Raw genomic sequence first — 22,198 nt, forward strand, 5'->3', positions numbered from 1 at the left:
AGTGGTGCAGGGTCCCGCGCAGGCGCGACGGACGCGCTCAACGCCACCGGGGGACGGCCATTGGCCGCGGTGTCGTCTGCAGGGTCGTGCCGAGTGGTGCAGGGTCCCGCGCAGGCGCGACGGACGCGCTCAACGCCACCGGGGGACGGCCATTGGCCGCGGTGTCGTCCGGAGGACGACGATGTCATGGCGGGACCCTTCGGGCCCGATCGGCGTGGGCGCTATCCCTTGCTGGGCAGGACGAAGGTGCCGGTGGGGGGATCGGCGTCGGCGGGCAGGTAGAGCCGCTGGACGGCGGCGAGGACGCCGTGGGCGATGGCGCTGCGGACCCGCGCGTCGAGCAGCAGCAGCCGGTCGACGGGGTGCGACAGGTAGCCGCAGTCCAATCGCACCGCGGGCATGCGGGTCATGCGGAGCAGGTCCCACGTCTTGGGGTGGGAGCCGAGGTCCAGCATGCCGGTGCGGGCCACGATCTCGCGGCGCACCAGGTTGGCGAACTGCTCCCCCACCGTCGAGGAGGCCCCGGAGCCGGTGCCGTAGTAGTAGCTGGCCACCCCCCGCGCGTGCTCCGAGCTGTGGGCGTCCAGGTGCAGGGAGATGAACAGGTCGGCCCGGGCGTCGTTGGCGAAGGCGGTCCGCTCGGCGTGGGCCGGCGCCTGGCCGCGCCCCCGCGTGAGGTAGACGGTGGCGCCCGCCGCGGCGAGGCGGCCCTCGATCCGCGAGGCGAGGTCGAGGACCAGGTCGGCCTCGGTGGTCTCGCCGAAGGTGGTGCCGGCGTCGGCGCCCCCGTGCCCGGCGTCGACGACGATCCGCCGACCGATCAGGTGCGGACCGCTGTCCACGAACGAGGCGCTCTGGCGCAGCAGCTGCGGCCGGCCACCGGTGACCTTGCGGCCCAGCTGGCGCAGCGCACGCAGCGTGGCCGGCCCGCAGGTGCCGTCGGAGGTGAGCCCGTAGTCGCGCTGGAACGCCCGCAGACCGACCTCGGTCTCCGGTCCCAGGATGCCGTCGGCGCGGCCGGCGTCGTAGCCGAGCTCGAGCAGCCGCTCCTGGAGGTTGGTCACGTCGTCGCCGCGCATGGGGCGCTCGGGGTCGTAGCGCAGCAGCCGGTCGCCGAGCGACCAGCGGGCCTCGCTGAGCGCCCGATAGGTCTCCTCGCCCACCCGACCGTCCACGGACAGGCCGCGCACCTGCTGGAAGTGGCGGACGGCGAGCTCGGTCCCGGCGTCGTACTCCACCGAGTCCAGACCCGGGTCGGCCCCGTCAGCGGTGGCGGGGAGGAGGCCGAGGCTGCGGAGGGCGGCGTGCACGTCGGCCACGGCCGGTCCGCGGTCCCCCAGCCTCAGGGGCTGCATGCGGCTGTCGGTTCCCATCGTGTCACCGATTGTCGCCCCTCCCGTCGCGGTCGGCGCACCCGGGGCGGGCGGCCCTGCCCCCGGGAAAGGCGGAGGCCCACCCGTCCGGTGGACGGGTGGGCCTTCGTCGTACTCAGCGTGACCACGGCCCCGCGTGGGGCTCGGCCATCCCTACTGGATGTAGTCGGCCAGGTCGTTCAGGATGGCGCCCTTGGGCTTGGCGCCGATGATGCTCTTGACCGGCTTGCCGCCCTGGAAGACCGTCATGGTCGGGATCGACATGACCTGGTAGTCGCGGGCGATCTGCGGGTTCTCGTCGATGTTGAGCTTGGCGATGGTGAGCTTGTCACCGTGCTCGGAGGCGATCTCCTCCAGCACGGGGGCGACCATCTTGCACGGCCCGCACCACTCTGCCCAGAAGTCCACGAGCACGGGCTTGTCGCTGCCCAGCACGTCGTTGGCGAAGCTGGCGTCGGTGACCGTCACGGTGTTGCCTGCCATGGTCGTTCTCCCTATCGGTTCGACTGGCTCGTTGCTGGCGCTGACGAGATTCCCTGCCCGCACAACCGCGGGGACCGGGTGGTTATGCCCGGCTCCCCGACGGGGCAGGGATCGGCTCAGCGTTCGTCGAAGGTGTCGGCGAGCCACCGCTCGGCGTCGATCGCGGCGGCGGCACCCGTGCCGGCCGACGTGATCGCCTGGCGGTAGATGTGGTCGACGACGTCGCCGCAGGCGAAGACGCCGTCGATGTTGGTCCGCGTGGTCGGGTGCTCGACCTGGATGTAGCCCTCGTCGTCCAGCTTCAGCTGACCGGCGAAGATCTCGCTGCGGGGGTCGTGCCCGATCGCCACGAACATGCCGCTCGCCGGCATCGTCTCGGTGGCACCGGTGGCGACGTCGGTCAGCTGGACGGCGGAGACCGTGGCCTCGCCGATCACGTCGGTGACCTGCTTGCCGAGCGCCCAGCGGATCTTGTCGTTGTCCTGCGCCCGCTTCTGCATGATCTTCGAGGCGCGCAGCTCCTCGCGGCGGTGCACGACGGTGACGCTCTTGGCGAACCGGGTGAGGAAGGTGGCCTCCTCCATCGCGGAGTCACCGCCGCCGACGACGACGATGTCCTGGTCGCGGAAGAAGAAGCCGTCGCAGGTGGCACATGCCGAGACGCCGCGGCCGAGCAGGCGCTGCTCGTTGTCCAGGCCCAGGTACCGGTACTTGGATCCGGTCGCCACGATCACCGCGTGGGCGCGGTGCACGGTGTCGCCGACCGTGACGGTCTTCGGGTTCGCGGTGAGGTCGACCTCGGTCACGTCGGAGGGCACCAGCTCGGCGCCGAAGTGCTCGGCCTGGGTCCGCATGTCGTCCATCAGCTGCGGGCCCTGGATGCCCTCGGGGAAACCGGGGAAGTTCTCCACCTCGGTCGTGGTCATCAGCGCGCCACCGAACTGGGAGCCCTCGAGGACCAGCGGGTGCAGGTTCGCCCGGGCCGCGTAGATGGCCGCGGTGTAGCCCGCCGGACCCGACCCGATGATGATCAGATCGCGGATCCCGTCGTGCTCGGCCGGCGGGATCTCCGGCGCAGCGCTGGTCGGGACCGTCAGGCCGGGAGTGGGGTCGTTGCTCGTCACGGGCGGCACAACCTCCGATCGTAGGTGCGGCATTCCCGCACGCAGCGGGCTCCTCCGGACGAAGGATCAGCCGGCGGCGCGGATCTCGACCTCGGCCAGCTGCGCGGAGAAACCGTCGGGGCTCTCGACCAGCCCGGTGAGCCACACCAGCACGTAGCGGGCGGTGACCGGCTCGTCGAAGGCCAGGTCGGTGCTCTCCTCGAGCGTCCCGGCGGCGGCGACGGGGAAGTCGTCCAGCGCCGCGTCGGGCGACTCGCCGGTGCGCACCTCCACCGTCGCGCCGGGCACCGGCGTCTGGACGGTGACGCCGGAGAGCGGCTGCGCCTCCCCCAGGTCGTACACCACGCCGACGCCGGGCTTGAGGTTGCCGAAGGCCGGGGAGCCGCGGTAGTTCAGCGTGCTCCAGGCGGTGGCCGGGTCCCCGTCGAAGGACAGCGGCACCTCGTCGTCGTTCTCGGGCTCGCCGTCACCGAACGGGTCGAAGACCTGCGCACCGCTGACGGCGACCGCGGCGCCGGGCTCGGGCGCGGGCTCCTCCTCCCCGGCGTCGTCGGCGGCCGGGGCGCTGGTCGCCGGCGGGGTCGAGCCGCCGATCTCCTCGTCGACGGAGTCGGCCACCGACAGGACGCTGGAGCCGAACCACCACGCCAGGGCGATGACCACGAGGAGGGCCAGCAGCGGGAGCCCGACGACGACCAGCCGGTGCTTGCGGGCGGCGTCCTCGTCGTCGGCGTCGTACCCGGGATCGGCCGGGTCGCCGTCGTAGGCCTCGTAGGCGTCGTACCCGTCGTCGCGCGCCCCGGCGCCGCCCAGGACGCCGAAGGGCTCGTCGTCGGTCCCGGGAGCGGGTGGCCGGGACACCGGACCGGCGGCGATGGTGTCACCGCCCAGCGCGGTGGTGGGGACCGGCCGCACCGGGGGGACCGGCGGCAGCGCGCCCGGCTGCAGCCGTACCGGGGTGCTGCCCTCACGACGCCGCCGGCGACGGCCGCCGTCGGTGTCGTCGGACCGGTTCGGGTGCAGGTTCTGCGTGGTGCCGCTGCGCCCCCGCTCGCCCAGCAGCGCCGCCATGGCCGCGACGCTGGACAACCCCTGGCCGGGGGCGGTGGACCGGGCCCGGCGGGCCAGGGCCACGAGGTCGGCCGGGCCGGACACCGGGCGGGCACCGGGCCCGGTGCCGGTCAGGCAGGCCTCCAGGAGCTCGCCCAGGGCGGAGATGTCGCCCTCGACGGTGCCGGCGGCCGCGGGGACGGCGCGCAGCCCGACCAGGCCGTTGGGCCGCAGCACCACGTTCTCCAGCGTGAGCCCGCCCACGGCCAGGCCCACGCGGTGGGCCTCGGCCACGCCCTCGGCGAGCCGGCGCAGGACCAGCCGCACCTCGCGCTCGGGCATGGGGCCGGAGCGGAGCCGGTCGGCGAGCGTCTCGCCGTCGATCCACTCGTTGACGACGTAGGCCGCTCCGCCCGGGGCCTGGGGGTCGCCGCTGCCCTCCGAGGCGTCGTAGACCATCGCCAGCGCCGGGGTGGCCAGCCCGCCGGCGGTGAGCGCGCGGGTGATCCAGGCGTGCGCGGCGGGACCGGCCGGGACGTGCACCCGGATCGCGACGTCGCGGTTGAGGACGCGGTCCTTGGCCCGCCAGCTCTGGATGACGCCGGTGGGGGTGGCTTCGTCGGGACCGATCTGGTCCAGCGGGCGGTAGCGGTCGGGCAGGCCGGTGGTCGTGGACGCCATCGACACTGTCGACTCCCTGTGCTGCTCGAACCGCCGAGGCGGTCGCTCCGGCACGGCCGGCTCCGGCCGGTGGTCCCCGGTCACCTGCGTCCCAGCCGGGCCCTGACCGCAGCCAGGGGCTCCCGGAGCTCCGGAACGCGGGCCACCACCAGACCGACCAGTGCGACGCCGCCGACGACCACGGTACCGATGAGCACCTGCAGGAGCGACCCTGTCGTGGAGCGTCCGAGCAGGTCGTCGGTCACGATCCGGACAAGACCGCCGACCAGACCGGCCGCCACGGCCACCGCGGCGATCCGGGCCAGCGGGCCGAACGTCTCACGGGTGCGCAGGCCGCCGAACCGGCGGCGCAGCGCGAGGTCCCCGATGATCCACCCGGCGATGTAGGTCAGGCTGGTGACGAGCATCAGCCCGGCCACGACGAGCTCGGGGCCGACGACCACGGGGACGAGCACCAGCAGCGGCACCCGGACGGCGACCATCCCGATCTGGATGAGGGTGGGCGTGCGGGCGTCCTTCATCGCGTAGAACACCCGCAGCTGCAGCAGCGTCACCGCCATGGGCAGCAGGCCGAAGGCGCCGACGGCCAGCGCGGTGCCGATCGCCTGCGCCTCGTCCACCGAGGTGTTGCCGCGGGCGAAGGCCAGCACGCCCAGCGGCGGGCCGAGGACCGTCAGCACCGCGGTGACCGGCAGCAGGCCCAGCGCCGACAGCCGGGTGCCGAGGGACAGGTCCTGGACCACGCCCGGCACGTCCTCCCGGGCCGCGGCCCGGCTCATCCGGGGCACCAGCGCCGTCAGCAGGGCGACGCCGATGATGCCGTAGGGCATCTGGAACAGCAGGCTGGCGTACTGGAACGCGGTGGAGCCCAGGCCGCCCTCGCGCTGCGCCGCGTTGGCGATCCGCAGCGCGACCACGACGCCGATCTGGCTGACGGCCACGTAGCCGATCACCCACAGCCCGAGGGTCCCGGCCTCGCGCAGCCCGGTGTCGCGCAGGCCCCAGCGGGGGCGCAGGGGCACCCCGGCCTTGCGGAGCAGCGGGACGAGCACCACCGCCTGCAGCGCGATGCCGAGCACCGTGCCGATGCCGAGCAGCCACACCAGCCCCGGGGCGACGGTGCCCGGCTCGAGGGCGCCGGGGCCGGCCGCCACGAGGAACGCCACGCCGGTGGCGATCACCACCACGTTGTTGAGCACCGGCGCCCACGCCGGCGGCCCGAAGATCCCGCGGGAGTTGAGGATCGCCTGGGCGAAGGCGCCCAGCCCGTAGAAGACGATCTCGACCAGCAGGATGCGGGCCAGCCAGTTGGCCACCCGGTACTGCTCGGGGTCCTCGTCGAGACCCAGGAGCGAGGTCAGCAGCGGTGCGGCGAGGACCGCCAGCACCGTCATGACCAGCAGGCCGGTCAGCGCGATGGTGGCCAGCCGCTGCGCGTACGCGACGCCGTCGTCCCGGTCCCGCTCCTGCGCGTGCACCAGCAGCGGCACGATCACCGAGGTCAGGACGCCGCCGAGCAGCAGCTCGTAGACGATGTTCGGCAGCGTGTTGACGGTGTTGTACGCGTCGGCGAACAGGCCCACGCCCAGGGCGGCGGCGAGCACCATCGTCCGCAGCAGGCCGGTGATCCGGGAGACCAGCGTCGCGACGGCCATCGTGCCGGCCGCGCGCAGGATGCCCCCGCTCGCGCCGGGAGCGCCCTCGCGCCGCTCGACGTCCTCGTCGGTCTCCTGCACGGCGCGCGGCACCGGCGGGAGCACCGGCATCGGGAAGACCTGGGTCTCGTCCGCGGCGGGCACCCAGCGGTGCCGCAGCGGCGGCAGCGGTGGCAGCGGGGGCACGGGGGTGGCCGCGGAGCGGGGCCGGGCCGCCGGGGGCGGCGGGACCGGTGGCAGCGGGGGCCGGGGGTGCGACGGCGGCGGGACGGCCCCGTCGACGACGGCCTCCGCGGGGCCGCCGTCGGCCGGCGGCGCGGCGAAGACCCCGTCGCTGGGCGGGGTCGCCAGGTAGGGGGCCGGCGGCAGGGGAGCTGGGGAACCCCAGGTGCGCCGCCCCGCGGGGGCGCGGGCCGGCGGCGGGGGGAGGCGGACGGGGCGGGCGCGGCCGGGGTCGTCCGGCGCCGCCGCCCCCTCTCCCGGGTTCTCGGGGCGGTCGCTCACACCGGGCTCCTGGTGGGCGGGGTGGTGAGGCCGGCCGGCACCGGGCTGTCACCGGCGGGCGTCCCCCGGCGACGGCGGAGCACGAAGTGCACCAGCCGGCGGAGGAACAGCAGGGCGAGCAGCGAGGCGGCCCCGATGGTGATGGACAGCGAGATCGGGCCGTACGCCGTGCTCTTCACCTGCATCTCGACGAGGTCCCCCAGCGGGCTGCCGGACGGCGTCGTCACCTGGGCGGTGACCGCGAACCCGCCCGAACGGCTCAGCTCGGTGGGCACCTGGAGGGTGGTGCGCTGCTCCGGCGGCAGGGTCTGGACGCCGATGTCCCCGACGCGGAGGCCGCGGTTGCCGGGCGTCTCCACGGCGAGCCGGACCTGCACGGGGAAGGGCAGCGGGTTGTCCACCGTCAGCACGAGGGGGGCGTCGCTGGAGGCCAGGCTGTAGGTGCCGTCCACGGGGGCGACGACGGTGACCCGCTCGCGCAGCCGGGCCAGCGTGGACCGCGCGTCGGCGGCGGCCGCGGCGAACCCGTCCGGGTCCTCGCGCCACAGCACCGACGCGGCCCGGGCGATGCCGGCGTCGTAGGACCGCAGGGCCTGGTCGGCCTCGCCGGCGACCGCCGCGGCCAGGTCCTCGCGCGCGCCGACCGCGGCACCGAGCGTCGCCATGCCGGGGCCGTCCAGGCCGGTCGAAGTCGCGGGGAGCGCCAGCGACCCGGCGTCCGCCGCGGGGACGCCGCCCAGCTCCGCCACGCTGCCCGCCCGCAGCCACGGGAGGCCGACGGTGTCGGCGATCATGGCGCCGGCGCCCTCCAGCCCGGCGTCGACGTCGCGTGGCGGCGCGACCAGCACGGTCTGCTCGCTGCCGGGTGGCGCCTGGAGGGTGAGGGCGGCCAGCTCGGCGAGGTAGCGCTGCTCGGCGATGCGCGGCCCTCCGGCGGTGTCCTGGGCAGCACCCGCCACGGCGCTCAGGGCGGGGTCGGCGACCAGCACGTCCAGCGGTTCCTCCCCGGTCGGCACGGAGGTGCGGGCCACGGCGTCGGACCCGTCGAGGCCCACCGCGGATCCGCCTTCGGTGAGGGCGCTGCTGCCGAGGACCACCCGCTCGACGCCCCCGGCCCGCAGCGTCGCGAGCGTCTCCGGGCCGTAGGAGCCGTCCGGGGCCCAGGCCAGGTCGGTGGCCGGCGCGACGTCGAGCACCTCCGCCAGGATCTCGGCGCCCGCCCCCGTGGTCGGCGCCTCCCCCGGCTCGGCCGGCGGCGCCCCGCCGTCCGCGGCCGGGACGGCCAGGACGGGAGGCGAACCGATCGGGTCCTGGGCCGTGCCCTCCGGGGTGCCCGGGAGGCTCCGGGTGACGACCGCCGGCAGCCCGGCGGCCTGGAGGCCGTCGGCGTCGACGTCGCCGTAGGGCAGGGCCACGACGGGACGGGACCCCACGACCGCGCGCAGCCGGGCGAGGAAGGCCTGCGCCTCCTCGGTCCCCGTCCCGGCGTCCGGCACGCCGGCGACGGCGTAGGGACCGTCGGCCATCAGCGCCAGCTCCTCGACGAGCGCCGGGTCGATCGCCAGGGTGACCGGCAGCGGCGACGCCGGGCCGGGGGAGCCGCCCGGCAGCCGCTCCACGACGGCGAGGGCGCGGTCCAGCCGGCCGCCCCCGCTGATCGACCGGGTGAGCTCGTCGTCGACCAGCTCACCGGAGGCGTCGCGGTGGCTGCGCTCGGACAGCGGCCACAGCCAGGCGACCGTCGTGCGGGAGGAGGGGACGACGGGCTGCTGCACCACGAAGGTCGCCAGCTCCCCCACCCGGCGCTCCTCGTCGCCGTCGACGGTGCCGTTGATGTTGAACAGGACGGGGTAGACGCCGTCCTGGTCGAGCCGGAGCTCGGCGGAGTCGAGGGTGTAGCTGAACTCGGTGCTCCCGCCGGGACCCAGCGCGTCGACCAGCGGTGTGAACGCCGGCTGCACGGTCGTGGCCGGATCGGGGTCGCTGAGCGCCTCGGCCAGCGCGGGACGGCTGGTGCGGACGGCCCCGCGCTGCAGCCGCGCGGCCAGGTCGGTGATCGTCTCGGTCCCGGTGTTGGTCAGCGTGCCGGTCACCGTGACGAGGGACCCGGGCGTCACCGTCCGTGGCTCGAACCGGGCCACGTCGACGCGGACCGGGCGGTCGGCGTCGGTGGTGGCGGCCGGGTCCGCCGAGCCGGGCGCCGCGACCGCCGGCGCGAGCCCGGCACCGGGGAGCAGGGCCGGGCCGGCGAGGACGAGCGTGCCGGCCAGCAGCGGGACGAGCGCAGCCGCGCGCCGGGCGGCACCCGGCCGGGCGGGCGCGTCGGCGGCGGGGCGGCCGCCGGCGCGGGCGGCAGCCGGCCGCGTCACGCGCTGTCGGCCAGGAGTCCGGGCGCGCGCTCGACGAGCGCCCGCTCGTCCGCGTAGGCCAGCCGGGTGCTCAGCTCCTCCAGCGGGACCCAGGCGACCTCGGTGACCTCGACGTCGGCGTCGGAGAGGGCGCCGCCGACGGCGCGCAGGAGGAAGTGGTGCACCGTCTTGTGCACGCGGCGGCCCTCGGCGACGAACCAGAAGTCGATGATCCCGAGGGGGGCGACCACCTCGCCGATGATCCCGGTCTCCTCGGCCACCTCGCGGACGGCGGTGTCCTCGGGTGTCTCGCCCGCCTCGATGTGCCCCTTGGGCAGGGACCACAGCAGCCGGCCGCGGCGATCGGTGCGGCCGATGAGGGCGGCACGGGGCCCGGTCACGCCGTCGTCGGCCACCACCAGGCCCCCGGCGGAGGTCTCGTCGACCCGGCGCAGCCGGCGGCCCGGGCGTCCTCGCCCGCCCGTCCCAGCCATGCCAGGAGGGTAGCGCGAGTCCGGCGACAGCCCCGGGAGCATCGCAGCGAGGAACGGAGCCGACAGGGAGTGAGCATCGCAGCGAGCGCCAGCGAGCGAGGAGCGGAGCGACCGGGGAGGCGACGGTGGCGTCGAGCGAGGAGCGGACCGGGGCGCGGAGCCGGACCGGTGAGCACAGCCGTCCTGCGCTCCGGGAGCAGCGCAGCGGGGACCGCCCCGGCCGCCGCACTACCCTGGCTCGTCGTGTCCGCCACCCCGCCGCGTCGTCCCGAGCCGGAACCCGTGCCCCCGGCCGTCCAGGAGACCGTCCGGAGGCTCGTGGACGTCTCCCCGGTGCTCACGGAGCTGGGCGAGCGGTTCGCCGCGGCGGGATTCGAGGCCCACCTGGTCGGCGGTTCGGTGCGCGACGCCCTGCTCGCGGCCGGGTCGGGCGGCACCGGCGTCCCCGGTGACCTGGACGTCACCACCGACGCCCGCCCGGAGCAGGTGCTCGAGCTGCTCCGCGGCTGGGCCCGTTCCACGTGGAACACCGGGATCGCCTTCGGGACCGTGGGCGCCGACGTCCGTGGCGTGCGCGTCGAGATCACCACCTTCCGCGCCGACCGGTACGACCGCACCTCCCGGAACCCGGAGGTGGCGTGGGGCGACTCGCTGGCCGACGACCTCGCCCGGCGGGACTTCACGGTGAACGCGATGGCCGTCTCCCTGGGCGCCGACCGCACGGTGACCGATCCCTTCGGGGGCCTCGGTGATCTGCTGGCCAAGCGGCTCCGTACGCCCGGGACCGCAGTCGAGTCGTTCGCCGACGACCCGCTGCGCATGCTGCGCGCCGTCCGGTTCGTGGCCCAGCTGGGGCTGACCCCGGACGAGGAGGTCGTCGCGGCGATGACCTCGCTGGCCGGCGAGCTGGCCCGGATCACCCCCGAGCGGGTGCAGGCGGAGCTGTCCAAGACCCTGCTCCAGGACGCGCCCCGGGCGGCGCTGGAGCTGTTCGTCGCCACCGGCCTGGCCGACGTCGTCCTGCCCGAGCTCTCGGCCTTGCGCATGGAGATCGACGAGCACCACCAGCACAAGGACGTCTACACCCACTCGCTGACCGTCCTGGACCAGGCGATCGCCCTCGAACGGGCCGACGAGGAGCACGCGTCCCCCGACCTGGTGCTCCGGTTGGCCGCGCTCCTGCACGACATCGGCAAGCCGGCGACCCGGCGGCACGAGGACCGCGGCCGCGTCTCCTTCCACCACCACGAGGTGGTGGGCGCCAAGCTGGTGCGCAAGCGGCTGACCGCGCTGCGGTACCCGAAGGACGTCACCGAGGCCGTCGCCCGGCTGACCTTCCTGCACCTGCGCTTCCACGGCTACGGGGACGGCCAGTGGACCGACTCCGCCGTCCGCCGGTACGTCACCGACGCCGGTGACCTGCTCGTGCGCCTGCACAAGCTCGTGCGGTCGGACTCGACGACGCGCAACAAGCGCCGGGCGGCGGCCCTCTCCGCCACCTACGACTCGCTGGAGCAGCGGATCGCCGAGCTGGCAGCCCAGGAGGACCTCGCGCGGGTCCGTCCCGACCTGGACGGCAACGCCATCATGGAAATCCTCGGGCTCGGGCCCGGCCCCGAGGTGGGCGCGGCCTGGCGCTTCCTCAAGGACCTGCGGCTGGAGCGGGGCCCGCTGGACCCCGACGACGCCGAGGCGGCGCTCCGGGCGTGGTGGGCCGGCCGCCGGGCCTGACCGGCTCGGCGGACCGGAGCGGCCGGGCACCCCGGGCCTTGTGGCCGGGTTCCAGGAGGGGGACGGGGGTGCCGAGATGACCGGTGTGCACCCGCAGCACCCTGACGACGACGCCCGCCGGCCCGCATCGCCCACCGGCCGGACGCCGCAGTGGCTCCTCGACGAGCTCACCGGGGCCGACCCGGCGCCCGCGGCCGCGCCGTCGCCGGCCCGCCGCCGTCGCCGGTGGGTCGTGCCCCTGCTCGTCGCCGCGGTGACCGGCGGCCTGGTGCTCTCCGATCCGCCGGCGTGGCCGTGGGCGGGCGACCCGCCGGCCGCCGCGCCCGGCCTGCCCGCACCCACTCCGCCGGCCCGGCCCACCGACCGGCCGCTGCCGGCGGGCGCGACGGCGCCCCTGGGCAGTCCCCCGCCGCCGCCGGCCCAGGGCGGGACCTACGGCTACGTCTCCGTGCAGGAGGACGGCGTCACGCCGGTGGCCTACGACCCCTGCCGCGAGATCCGCTACGTGCTGCGCCCGGACGCGGCGCCGCCGGGCACCGAGCAGCTGGTGCACGACGCCGTCGCGCGGGTCGCCGAGCTGACCGGGCTGCGGTTCGCCTTCGACGGCTACACCGACGAGCCGTACGTCGCGGAGCGGACGCCCTACCAGCCCGACCGCTACGGCGACCGGTGGGCGCCGGTCCTGATCGGCTGGCAGACCGAGGCGGAGAACCCCGCGCTGGCCGGCGACGTCGTCGGGCAGGCCGGCAGCACCGCGGTCTCCCTGGGGGACGGGCCGCGCGTCTACGTGACCGGCACGGTGAGCCTGGACGCCGGGCAGGCGCCGCAGATCCTCGGCGCCCGTGACGGCGAGGCGACCCTGCGGTCGGTGGTGCTGCACGAGCTGGGTCACCTGGTCGGGCTCGCCCACGTCGACGACGACCGCGAGCTGATGTTCCCGGAGACGCGGCGCGCCGTCACCGATTTCTCCGGCGGCGACCTGACCGGCCTCGCCGCGCTCGGGCAGGGCGGGTGCGTCCCCGAGCTCTGAGCGCGCCTCAGCGCCGGGTCATGCGGGTGTGCAGCACCGCGGTGGCGACGTACCCCGCGCCGACGACGGCGAGCACCGGGGGTGACACCCCCGACTCGGGCAGGGCGAAGGCGCCGGCCACGAGCGCGGCGACGTAGCCCACGTTGACGAGGGTGTCGTAGACGGAGAACACCCGGCCGCGGTGGTCGTCGTCGATCGACTCCTGCAGCGTGGTGTCCACGCAGATCTTCACGCCCTGGCCCATCAGGCCCAGGACGAAGCCGGCCAGCACGGCGGCCGGCGGCTGGACCAGCAGGCCCAGGCCGACCTGGGCCAGCCCGCCGACGGTGAGCAGCAGCGCGATCCAGCTCTCCTTGCCGATCCGGCGCACCGCCGACGGCGTCACCGCCGCGGCGGTCAGCGTGCCGACGGCACCCGCGGCCACCACCTCGCCGAGGCCCACCAGGCCGCCGGGGAACGCCCCGGACTCGTCGGTGAAGGTGTTGCGGTAGAGCAGCAGCGCCATCAGCGTCAGGACCCCGTACCAGATCCGGTGCAGGCCGATCGCGGTGAGCGCGGCCGCCGCGTGCCGGTCCTGCCAGGCGTGCCGGGCGCCCGAGGCCATGCCGGCCAGCACCTGGCCGACGGAGAGCCGGGCCGAGCGGGCCATGTGGTCGGGCCCCAGGTACACCCGGGTGAACCCGGCGACGACCGCGGCTGCCGCCAGGTAGGGCAGCACCGCCGACAGCGCCAGGGAGGCGTAGCCGACGTCGTCGGACCCGGTGAGCTGCAGCAGCGCGAGGGCGACGCCGCCCCCGGTCACCGTGGCCACGGCGCCCGACGTCGTCGACAAGGCGTTGGCCGACACCAGCGAGGCGTCGTCGGCGGTGTGCGGGAGGCCGGCCGACAGCGCGGCCAGCACGAAGCGGTTCACCGAGAAGACGGCGAGGCCGGCCGCGTAGAAGGCCGGGCCCTGGACGCCGGCGAGGACCAGGGCCGCGACGACGGTGACCAGGCCGGCGCGCAGGACGTTGGCGCGGAGCAGAACCTGCCGGCGGCTCCACCGGTCCAGCCACACCCCGGCGAAGGGGCCGATCAGCGAGTAGGGCAGCAGCAGCACGGCGAAGCCGGCGGCGACGTCCACCGGGTCGGCGGCCCGCTGCGGGTTGAACAGCACGGTGCCGGCCAGGGCCGCCTGGAAGACGCCGTCGCCGAACTGGGAGAGCAGCCGGGTGCCGAGCAACCGGAGGAAGTCCCGGCGCGCGAGCAGGCTGCGCACGGTCGTCCCCGCCTCGGCCACCCGATCACCCTAAGGCGAGGGCGGTGGTCCCCTCCGTGACCGCCGCCCCGGCCCGGGCGGTCGGTCGCGACCGGGCCGCACGACGGACCCGCGAGGATCCCGAACCGCCCGGCCGGGCCCCGCCACGGCGGTGGGCATCTGGGGCACACTGGGGAGGATGTCGCCGGTGCCTGCCTCACCCGAGCCCGAGTCCGGTCCGCCCACGCGGCCCGCGACCGGTCGTCGCCGTGCCGGTGCGGCGCCGCAGCTGTCGATCGGCTGCCTGGACGACGTGCGCGCGGGCGCCCTGCTGGTCGCCATGCCGGCGCTCTCGGACCCGACCTTCGCGGGGGCGGTCGTCTTCGTCCTCGACCACTCCGACACCGGCACGCTGGGCGTGGTGCTCGGTCGGCCGAGCCAGGTCGAGATCCGGGACGTGCTGCCCGGGTGGTGCGACCTCGCCGTACCCCCCGGCGTCTTCCACGTCGGTGGCCCGTGCGAGACCGACACCGCCCTGTGCCTGGCCACCGCGTCGGCGGACGACCCGGCCGTCGGCCTGCGTCCCGTGGCGGGGGACGTGCACCTGGTGGACCTCGACGGCGACCCGGACGCCCTCGTGGGCCGGCTGAGCGGCCTGCGGGTCTTCGCCGGTTACGCGGGCTGGTCCCCCGGTCAGCTGGCCGGTGAGATCGCGGAGGGCGCCTGGGCGTGCGTCCCGAGCCGGCCCGGTGACGTGCTGGCCGACCTCGCCGGTCCGGAGCTGTGGCGCCGGGTCATGGGCCGGCAGAGCGGCCGGCTGGCGGTGCTGTCGTCGGCGACGGCCGAACCGACGCTCAACTGATCCGGGCGCGCCGTGCAGCGCGATCGCCGGTCATCTGGTAGGAAAGACCCGGGAAGGGGCGGTCTGGGGAAGAGGCCGCCCCTTCCCTCTTCTCCCCGGCGGTGACGTCCCCCCGCTGCTAGACCCCGAACGCCTCGGCGATCTCCGTGTGGTCCGCCGCCGCCGCCGTCTCGTCCTCGCCGGGCAGCGCGAGCCTGCGGGTGCCGTGGTCGGCCAGCGTGACCGTCACCTCCGGGCCTCCGCCGGGCAACGGCGTCCGGTACTGCACCAGGGTCTCGTCGGAGTCGGCGACCGCGACCGTGCGCCCGTCGCGCAGCCGGTAGACCGAAGCCGCCTGCCCGTCGACCTCCTGCTCGCCGTGCCACCGGTAGGGGCCGTCCAGGAAGGCCCCGGGGTCGTCGGCGGCGTCCGCGGAGAGGTTCTGCAGCACCCGGACGACGACGTCGATCAGCTCGGCCTCCGCGGGCCCGGTGGGCAGGGGCCGGCGCAGGTAGCTCGCCGTCGGGTCGCCGTCGGCGGCGAGGGCCTCGGGCAGGCCGGGCAGGTCGCCGGACCACAGCGCGTCGCGGTCGAAGAAGAGGGTGCGGGTGTCGCGGTCCTCCCCGTCGACCACGGTGACGGCCTGGGCCTGCCCGATGGCGCGGCGGAAGTCGATCTCCCCGGTGAGGGTGAGCACCGCGTCCTCGGCGAACGGCACGGTGACGACGAAGTCCGCCCCGCCCTCCTCGTGGTTGCGGTGCAGCAGCTCGGCGAGCACCGCGGCGTCGTCCTCGGTGACGGGCTCGCCGCTGAGCCGCTCGTCGCTGGTGCAGCCGGCGAGCAGCAGCACGGCCAGCCCGGCGGCGCCCGCACGGGGGACGAGCTGGCAGCGGGCAGGCATGGCGGCAGCGTAGGCAGCACGGGCCGCGAACCGGGGGAGGGACGCGGCGGGGCCCGCATCCCCGAGGGGATGCGGGCCCCGCACCAGGGTCCGGCTGCGCTCAGCGCTCGATGTCGCCCCGGATGAACGCCTCGACGGCGTCGCGGGCCTGGCTGTCGTCGTACTGCACCGGCGGGCTCTTCATGAAGTAGGACGACGCCGACAGGATCGGGCCACCGATGCCGCGGTCCTTGGCGATCTTCGCGGCGCGGACGGCATCGATGATGATGCCGGCCGAGTTCGGGGAGTCCCAGACCTCGAGCTTGTACTCCAGGCTCAGCGGGACGTCACCGAACGCGCGGCCCTCGAGGCGGACGTAGGCCCACTTGCGGTCGCTCAGCCACGGCACGTGGTCCGACGGGCCGATGTGCACGTTGCCCTTGCCCATGTCGCGGTCGACCTGGCTGGTCACCGACTGGGTCTTGGAGATCTTCTTGGACTCCAGGCGCTCCCGCTCGAGCATGTTCTTGAAGTCCATGTTGCCGCCGACGTTGAGCTGCATCGTGCGGTCGAGCTGGACGCCGCGGTCCTCGAAGAGCTTGGCCAGCACGCGGTGGGTGATGGTGGCGCCGACCTGGCTCTTGATGTCGTCCCCGACGATCGGCACCCCGGCCGCGGTGAACTTGTCCGCCCACTCCTTGGTGCCGGCGATGAACACCGGGAGGGCGTTGACGAAGGCGACACCGGCGTCGAGCGCGGCCTGGGCGTAGAACTCCGCGGCCTGCTGCGAGCCCACCGGCAGGTAGCAGACGAGGACGTCGGCGCCGGACTCCCGCAGCGCGGTGACCATGTCGACCGGCTGCTCGTCGGACTCCTCGACGATCTCGCGGTAGTACTTGCCGAGGCCGTCGAGAGTGGTGCCGCGCTGCACGGTGACGCCCAGCGGCGGCACGTCGCAGATGGTGATGGTGTTGTTCTCGCTGGCGACGATCGCCTCGGAGAGGTCGCGGCCGACCTTCTTGGCGTCGACGTCGAACGCGGCGACGAACTCGACGTCGGAGACGTGGTACTCGCCGAACCGGACGTGCATCAGCCCCGGCACGGACGCCGACTCGTCGGCGTCGCGGTAGTAGTGGACGCCCTGCACGAGCGAGGCGGCGCAGTTACCGACGCCGACGATGGCGACCTTGACTGACCCCATGACTCTCCTTCTCCCTGGACCGTTGGCCCGTGTACGCGAACCGCGAGCGGTCCGGTGCTGTCTGCCGGCGGGGACGCCCGTCGGCTGGTTCAAGTGGTCCTCGGCGGTTCCTCGTCGAGCGGCCCGGACCGGGTGGTCCCGCCTGCCTCCTGGCGCGCTCCCCCGGGCTCCGTCGCCTCCCGGCGCGCTCCCCCGGGCTCCGTCGCCTCCTGGCGCTCGCTGTCGATGAGCTCGGAGAGCCAGCGGACCTCCCGGTCCACCGACTCCAGCCCGTGGCGCTGCAGCTCGAGGGTGTAGCGGTCCAGCCGCTCCCGGGTCCGGCTCAACGACGTCCGGAGCCCCTCGCGCTGCTGCTCCACGGTGCGCCGCCGGCCCTCGAGGATCCGTAGCCGGACGTCGGAGGCCGTGTGCCGGAAGAAGGCCAGGCGGACGCCGAAGAGCCCGCCGTCGTCGTAGGCCTCCGGGCCGGTCTGGCCGACCAGCTCGTGGAAGCGCTCCTTGCCTTCCGCGGTGATCGTGTAGACCACCTTCCCGCGCCGGCCGGTCAGCGGCGGGGCATCGGCCGGCAGCAGGGCACGCGGGGTGGGCTCATCGGTGGTGATCAGCCCGGCCGCCTGCATCCGCCGCAGCGCGGGGTACAGCGATCCGTAGGAGATGCTGCGCAGCCCGCCGAGCACCTGGGCGAGCTGCTTGCGCAGCTCGTAGCCGTGCATCGGGGCCTGGTGGAGCAGGCCGAGGATGGCGAACTCGAGCACCACGCCCTCCTCGGTCGGCCCTGCGTATCGATGTATCGGCACGATACATCGATGTTCCGCACTCCTCCACCCCGGCAGCCGTGGGGCGCGTGGGCCGCGCGGGACGGGCGTCGAGCCGAGGAACCGCACGTCGGGCGGCCTGGTGCGTACATTGGCCGCCGTGCCCGGACGTCGATCCGTCGTGGACTACTCGCTGCAGCGGCGAGCCGTCCTGGCGGGAGTACATGCCGGCCGCACCGGGTTGTTCGAGGTGTGCGACGCGAGCCCGTACCTGTCCCGCGCCGCCAAGTACCACGGGCAGCCCACCGATGTGGCCTGCCCGGTGTGCCGCCGGGAGCGGCTCACCCTGGTGAACTACGTGTACGGCGAACACCTCGGCCCGGTGGCCGGGCAGGCCAAGACCGAGGCCGAGCTCGCCCGCATGGACGCCGCCCAGGAGGAGTTCTCCGTCTACCAGGTGGAGGTCTGCCGCAGCTGCGGGTGGAACCACCTGGACTGCTCGTACGTCCTGGGAGCTGAGCCCGAGCCGGGGCGCAGGCCCCGCCGCGGCCGGCGCCGGGCGGCCACCGAGCAGTGACCGGCCGGTCGGCATCCGGCCCGCGCGACGTGCGGATCCGGGCCCGCGACGACGCGGACCGGGCCCGCTCCCACAGTGAAGACGTTCCGTTCCCGGGCAGGTGCCCGGCGTCGACCATGACAGTCCAGGAAGGGGTGTGCTCGTGCCCAGCCACGACGAGACCTCGCCCGTCGCACCGCGGGCCGGTTCGGTCCGCCGGCCGCCGGCCGCCCGTACCCGCAGCACCGGCGGCGGCGGGGGGTCCGGCCGCCCGCCCGGCGGCGGCTCCGGCCGCCCCCCGGCCGGTGGCTCGGGCCGTCCTGCGGCCGGTGGGTCGGGGCGCGGTCGTCCGCCGGCCGGCCGCGGGGGCACCCCGGCGTCCCGGGGCGGCACGAGCGCCTCGCGTGGCCGCCCGTCGGGCCGGCCGGCCGGCAAGGCCCGTCCCAAGAAGCAGCGCCGCAAACGCCGGCTGAAGATCGCCGCCGGCGTCATGGGCGGGCTCTTCGTCCTCCTCTGCGTCTTCGTGGGCGTGGTGTACGCCACCACCGAGGTGCCGAGTCCCGATTCGGTCTCCACCAAGCAGACGACGGTCCTCTACTACGCCGACGGCGTGACCGAGATGGCGCGGCTGGGCGACGAGAACCGGACCAACGTGCCGCTGTCCGAGGTCAGCGAGGCTGCGCAGCGCGCGGTGCTGGCGGCGGAGAACCGCAGCTTCTACACCGACCCGGGGATCTCGTTCACCGGCATCGTCCGGGCGGCCTGGAACAACCTGACCAGCGGCTCCACCCAGGGTGGCTCGACGATCACCCAGCAGTACGTCAAGAACGCGTTCCTGACGTCCGACCAGACCTTCAGCCGCAAGTTCCAGGAGCTCTTCCTGGCCATCAAGCTGGACAACAACTTCTCGAAGGAGCAGATCCTCGAGAACTACCTGAACACCATCTACTACGGCCGGGGCGCCTACGGCATCGAGGCCGCCGCGGACACCTACTTCGGTGTCTCGGCGGCCGAGCTGACCCCGCAGCAGGGCGCGGTGCTCGCCGTCCTGATCCGCAGCCCCTCGGGCAATGACCCGGAGACCAACCCGGAGGGCGCCCTGGAGCGCTGGGGCCTGGTGCTCGACGCGATGGTCGACGAGGGCTGGCTCACCCAGGCCGAGCGGGACGCCTCGGTGTACCCGCCGGTGCTGCCGCGGGGCGACTCGCCGCTCGGGACCCCCGAGGGCCCGGAGGGCCACATCGTCAGCCAGGTCCGGCAGGAGCTCGAGGCCGAGGGCTACGACGAGCAGCAGATCAACGCCGGTGGCCTGCAGATCACCACGACGATCAGCAAGCCGGCGCAGGACGCCGCCGTCGCCAGCGCGCGGAGCACCCTGGACGGTGAGCCGGACAACCTCCGCTCGGCGCTGGTCTCGGTCGACCCGCGCACCGGCGGGGTCATCGCCTACTACGGCGGGGAGAACGGCGTCGGGACCGACTTCGCGCAGGCCGTGCGCCAGCCCGGCTCGTCGGTGAAGCCCTACGTCCTGGCCACGGCCCTGGAGCAGGGCATCGGCATCCGGGCGCGGCGCGACGGCAGCTCGCCGCAGACCTTCCCCGACCGCCCGGGCCAGCCGGTGACCAACTCCGGCGGGGCCAGCTGCGGGGCGTGCACGCTCACCGAGGCCATCACCCGCTCGCTGAACACCACGTTCTACGGCCTGGCGTACGAGGTGGGCCCGGAGAACGTCCGGGAGACGATCCTGGCGGCGGCCGGCCTCCCCGACACCTGGGAGGACGGCAACTACGCGGGCAACACGACGCTGGCGAACGCCGAGGGGCTCACCGGCTCCTCCATCGGCATCGGCGAGTACGAGATGCGCCCGTTCGACCAGGCGCAGGGCTTCGCCACCCTCGCCGCGGGCGGGGTCTTCCGGGACGCGTACTTCGTCTCCCGGGTCGCCGACAACGCCGGCGCCGTGCTCTACGAGCAGCCCGGCGAGCCCGGCGAGCAGGTCCTGCCCGCCGACGTCGTCAACGACGTCACCGTCGCGCTCAAGGACGTCGCGTCCTACTCGCGCCGCGGGCTGGACGGCGGACGCGAGGTGGCCAGCAAGACCGGTACCCAGGGTCTCGACCGCGAGGACAACTCCGACGCCTGGATGGTCGGCTACACCCCCTCGGCCTCCACCGCGGTCTGGATGGGCACCGAGTACCGCGAGCCGATCCGGACCGCCCGCGGCCAGATCATCTACGGCGCGGGGCTGCCCGGGGCCATCTGGCAGGAGTACATGAACGCGGTCCTGTCCGGGGTCCCCGAGGAGGACCTCCCCGACCGGGCGCTGATCACCGGTGACTCCGGCCGGGGCGTCCCGGAGCCGACGACCGAGGCACCGGCACCGGTGACCACCCCCGCCGCGCCGTCGACCCCGAGCACGCCGCCGCCGAGCTCCCCGACGCCGCGGACGCCCGAGCCGCCGGTCGACACCGACGGGGACGGCGTCCCGGACAGGGAGGACTTCGCGCCGAGAGACCCCACGGTGACCACGAGGCCGCCTCGTCCGACGGCGCCGCCGCCACCGCAGCAGCCGCCCGCCGACCGGGATGGGGACGGGGTCGTGGACTCGGAGGATCCCGAACCGGACAACCCGGCGGTCCCCCCACGCACCGCCCCCGGCTCGCCGGGGCCCGTCGTCCCGCCGCCGGTCGACTGACCGATCCCGCACACTGCTCGCATGAGCAGCTCGCCCACGGGCCCGTCCGCCACCGCGGACGGGCCCGTGGTCGTTCCACGTGGAACGCCGGAGCACGGGATGCCTGACCGGGTCGTCCCCTCCTGGAGCGATCCGGTGGTCGCGCAGGCCAGCGAGGCCGTGGGCGGCCCGTGGGGCCGGTTCGCCGTCACCGGCCGGGCGTGGTTCTGGACGCCGCTGCGCGTGTGCCTGCTCTTCGCCACCCTGGCCGCGGCGGTGGCCTGGCTGAAGCAGGCGCCGTGCTCCGACGGCAACTGGCCGGGGCAGCTGCAGTACACCCACCTGTGCTACTCGGACCCGGTGCCGCTCTTCGGTGTCTACGGGCTGGGCGAGGCGCTGCCCTACCTGGACGCCGAGGTCGAGTACCCGGTCCTCACCGGGGGGCTGATGGCCCTCGCGGCGGCCCTGTCCGGCGGGTACGACCGCGCCGCAGCGGCCTCCGGCCTGCTGCCCGACGTGCCGCCGGTGCAGAGCTTCACCGTCGTCACCTGCCTGCTGCTGACCGTCGGTGCGCTGGTCGTCGTCCGGAGCACCCTCGCGCTCGCCGGTCGCCGGCCCTGGGACGCGGCCATGATCGGGCTCTCCCCGCTGCTGGTCGTGCACGCCTTCACGAACTGGGACCTGTTCGCGGTCGCGCTGGCCGGCCTGGGGATGTGGGCGTGGGCGCGGCGGCGCCCGGTCCTGGCCGGGGTCCTGCTGGGCCTGGGCGTCGCGGCGAAGCTCTACCCGGTCCTCCTCCTCGGGGCGCTGTTCCTGCTGTGCCTGCGGTCCGGGCAGCTGCGCGTCTGGCTGCGGACGGCGCTGGCCGCGGCCGCCGCCTGGGCGGCCGTGAACGTGCCGGTCGCCGTCGCGGCGCCGGAGAACTGGTCCAGGTTCTTCGTCTTCAGCCGCGAGCGCGGCGCCAATCCGGAGTCGATCTGGAACATGGCGATCCGGGCGGGGGGTGGTGACCTCTTCGACGGGCCGCTGGCCGCCGGCGAGGCGCCCGTCGTGCTGAACGGCGTCGTGATGGTGTCGCTGGTGGCGTTCGGACTCGGGGTGGCGTGGCTCAGCCTGGCGGCGCCGCTGCGGCCGCGCGTGCCGCAGATCGCCTTCCTGCTGGTGGCCGGGTTCCTGCTGCTGAACAAGGTGTGGAGCCCGCAGTACTCGCTGTGGCTGCTGCCGCTCGCCGTCCTCGCCCGGCCCAGGTGGCGGTCGCTGCTGCTGTGGCAGGCGACCGAGGTGCTGGTGTGGGTGGTCACGACGCTGCACTACCTCGGAGCGGCCAACCGCGGCATCGACGTCGAGTGGTTCTTCCTCGGGGTGGGCCTGCGCGACGTGGCAGTCGTCGTCCTCATGGCGCTCGTCGTGCGGGACGTGCTCGACCCCGACCGGGACGTCGTCCGCACCAGCTGGCCGGGGACCGACGACCCCGCCGGTGGAGTGCTGGACAACCACATCGACGCCCTCCGGGCGTCACCGCGGCCAGGTGCCGTCCCCCGGCTGGGCTGAGCGCGTCCGTCACGCCTGCGCGGAACCCTC

General features: G+C 75.0%; 17 protein-coding genes. 6 read left to right on the top strand and 11 right to left on the bottom strand.

Translation table 11 applies throughout. From position 1 onward, the window contains the following. Positions 1 to 221 precede the first annotated feature (221 nt). From O2W17_RS09720 to O2W17_RS09750, 7 genes are all read right to left on the bottom strand, one after another. Positions 222 to 1,355 (bottom strand): N-acetylmuramoyl-L-alanine amidase, encoded by a 1,134-nt coding sequence (locus O2W17_RS09720; RefSeq protein WP_269192225.1) that lies wholly within the window; start codon positions 1,353 to 1,355, stop codon positions 222 to 224. Positions 1,356 to 1,526: 171 nt separating this feature from the next. Next, complete coding sequence (gene trxA / locus O2W17_RS09725) at positions 1,527 to 1,856, bottom strand: thioredoxin (protein WP_269192226.1); 330 nt, start codon at positions 1,854 to 1,856, stop codon at positions 1,527 to 1,529. Between the two features lie 116 nt (positions 1,857 to 1,972). After that, the gene (gene trxB / locus O2W17_RS09730; protein ID WP_269192227.1) at positions 1,973 to 2,980 is read right to left on the bottom strand and encodes a thioredoxin-disulfide reductase; all 1,008 of its coding nucleotides are present in this window, start codon (positions 2,978 to 2,980) and stop codon (positions 1,973 to 1,975) included. A 66-nt stretch (positions 2,981 to 3,046) separates the two neighbouring features. Then, a complete protein-coding gene (locus tag O2W17_RS09735) occupies positions 3,047 to 4,711 on the bottom strand; it encodes a hypothetical protein (RefSeq protein ID WP_269192228.1) in 1,665 nt (554 codons plus the stop codon). Between the two features lie 80 nt (positions 4,712 to 4,791). Continuing rightward, positions 4,792 to 6,870 carry a murein biosynthesis integral membrane protein MurJ gene (gene murJ / locus O2W17_RS09740; protein ID WP_269192229.1) on the bottom strand — a complete coding sequence of 693 codons (2,079 nt, stop codon included), beginning with the start codon at positions 6,868 to 6,870 and terminating at the stop codon, positions 4,792 to 4,794. Continuing rightward, the gene (locus O2W17_RS09745; protein WP_269192230.1) at positions 6,867 to 9,239 is read right to left on the bottom strand and encodes a DUF6049 family protein; all 2,373 of its coding nucleotides are present in this window, start codon (positions 9,237 to 9,239) and stop codon (positions 6,867 to 6,869) included. Before O2W17_RS09745 ends, murJ begins: the two co-directional genes overlap by 4 nt. After that, positions 9,236 to 9,712 (bottom strand): NUDIX hydrolase, encoded by a 477-nt coding sequence (locus O2W17_RS09750; RefSeq protein WP_091930860.1) that lies wholly within the window; start codon positions 9,710 to 9,712, stop codon positions 9,236 to 9,238. Before O2W17_RS09750 ends, O2W17_RS09745 begins: the two co-directional genes overlap by 4 nt. Before the next feature lie 243 nt (positions 9,713 to 9,955). Between O2W17_RS09750 and O2W17_RS09755 the strand changes: the two genes are divergently transcribed. Both O2W17_RS09755 and O2W17_RS09760 read left to right on the top strand, forming a co-directional pair. Continuing rightward, complete coding sequence (locus tag O2W17_RS09755) at positions 9,956 to 11,443, top strand: CCA tRNA nucleotidyltransferase (RefSeq protein WP_269192231.1); 1,488 nt, start codon at positions 9,956 to 9,958, stop codon at positions 11,441 to 11,443. Positions 11,444 to 11,519: 76 nt separating this feature from the next. Next, a complete protein-coding gene (locus O2W17_RS09760; protein ID WP_269192232.1) occupies positions 11,520 to 12,473 on the top strand; it encodes a matrixin family metalloprotease in 954 nt (317 codons plus the stop codon). 7 nt (positions 12,474 to 12,480) lie between these two features. Here the strand turns inward: O2W17_RS09760 and O2W17_RS09765 are convergent, their stop codons facing one another. Then, on the bottom strand, positions 12,481 to 13,752 hold the full coding sequence (locus tag O2W17_RS09765; RefSeq protein WP_269192233.1) for an MFS transporter: 1,272 nt from the start codon (positions 13,750 to 13,752) through the stop codon (positions 12,481 to 12,483). A gap of 166 nt (positions 13,753 to 13,918) precedes the next feature. Here O2W17_RS09765 and O2W17_RS09770 point away from each other — a divergent pair, with 166 nt between their 5' ends. Next, the gene (locus O2W17_RS09770; protein ID WP_269192234.1) at positions 13,919 to 14,572 is read left to right on the top strand and encodes a YqgE/AlgH family protein; all 654 of its coding nucleotides are present in this window, start codon (positions 13,919 to 13,921) and stop codon (positions 14,570 to 14,572) included. Between the two features lie 118 nt (positions 14,573 to 14,690). On the opposite strand, the gene O2W17_RS09775 is transcribed toward O2W17_RS09770, so the two are convergent. The 3 genes from O2W17_RS09775 to O2W17_RS09785 all read right to left on the bottom strand — a co-directional run bounded on the left by O2W17_RS09775 (position 14,691) and on the right by O2W17_RS09785 (position 17,387). Continuing rightward, a complete protein-coding gene (locus O2W17_RS09775) occupies positions 14,691 to 15,452 on the bottom strand; it encodes a hypothetical protein (RefSeq protein ID WP_269192235.1) in 762 nt (253 codons plus the stop codon). A 100-nt stretch (positions 15,453 to 15,552) separates the two neighbouring features. Beyond that, positions 15,553 to 16,632 (bottom strand): inositol-3-phosphate synthase, encoded by a 1,080-nt coding sequence (locus O2W17_RS09780; RefSeq protein WP_269192236.1) that lies wholly within the window; start codon positions 16,630 to 16,632, stop codon positions 15,553 to 15,555. Positions 16,633 to 16,721: 89 nt separating this feature from the next. Beyond that, positions 16,722 to 17,387, bottom strand: a complete 666-nt coding sequence (locus O2W17_RS09785; protein WP_269192237.1) for a PadR family transcriptional regulator — start codon at positions 17,385 to 17,387, stop codon at positions 16,722 to 16,724. A gap of 160 nt (positions 17,388 to 17,547) precedes the next feature. Between O2W17_RS09785 and O2W17_RS09790 the strand changes: the two genes are divergently transcribed. From O2W17_RS09790 to O2W17_RS09800, 3 genes are all read left to right on the top strand, one after another. After that, on the top strand, positions 17,548 to 17,964 hold the full coding sequence (locus O2W17_RS09790; RefSeq protein WP_269192238.1) for a DUF5318 family protein: 417 nt from the start codon (positions 17,548 to 17,550) through the stop codon (positions 17,962 to 17,964). A 142-nt stretch (positions 17,965 to 18,106) separates the two neighbouring features. After that, positions 18,107 to 20,638 (top strand): transglycosylase domain-containing protein, encoded by a 2,532-nt coding sequence (locus O2W17_RS09795; protein WP_269192239.1) that lies wholly within the window; start codon positions 18,107 to 18,109, stop codon positions 20,636 to 20,638. Between the two features lie 99 nt (positions 20,639 to 20,737). Beyond that, positions 20,738 to 22,168: a glycosyltransferase family 87 protein gene (locus tag O2W17_RS09800; protein ID WP_269192240.1), complete on the top strand. Its 1,431-nt coding sequence runs from the start codon at positions 20,738 to 20,740 to the stop codon at positions 22,166 to 22,168. Positions 22,169 to 22,198 lie beyond the last annotated feature (30 nt).

The sequence above is a fragment of the Blastococcus sp. VKM Ac-2987 genome (assembly GCF_026967805.1).
GTDB lineage: Bacteria > Actinomycetota > Actinomycetes > Mycobacteriales > Geodermatophilaceae > Blastococcus.

Coding starts and splice junctions, on each gene's coding strand:
- O2W17_RS09720 (WP_269192225.1), bottom strand. CDS start 1,355: ATGCAGCCCCTGAGGCTGGGGGACCGCGGACCGGCCGTGGCCGACGTG.
- trxA (WP_269192226.1), bottom strand. CDS start 1,856: ATGGCAGGCAACACCGTGACGGTCACCGACGCCAGCTTCGCCAACGAC.
- O2W17_RS09735 (WP_269192228.1), bottom strand. CDS start 4,711: ATGGCGTCCACGACCACCGGCCTGCCCGACCGCTACCGCCCGCTGGAC.
- O2W17_RS09750 (WP_091930860.1), bottom strand. CDS start 9,712: ATGGCTGGGACGGGCGGGCGAGGACGCCCGGGCCGCCGGCTGCGCCGG.
- O2W17_RS09760 (WP_269192232.1), top strand. CDS start 11,520: ATGACCGGTGTGCACCCGCAGCACCCTGACGACGACGCCCGCCGGCCC.
- O2W17_RS09775 (WP_269192235.1), bottom strand. CDS start 15,452: ATGCCTGCCCGCTGCCAGCTCGTCCCCCGTGCGGGCGCCGCCGGGCTG.
- O2W17_RS09780 (WP_269192236.1), bottom strand. CDS start 16,632: ATGGGGTCAGTCAAGGTCGCCATCGTCGGCGTCGGTAACTGCGCCGCC.
- O2W17_RS09800 (WP_269192240.1), top strand. CDS start 20,738: ATGCCTGACCGGGTCGTCCCCTCCTGGAGCGATCCGGTGGTCGCGCAG.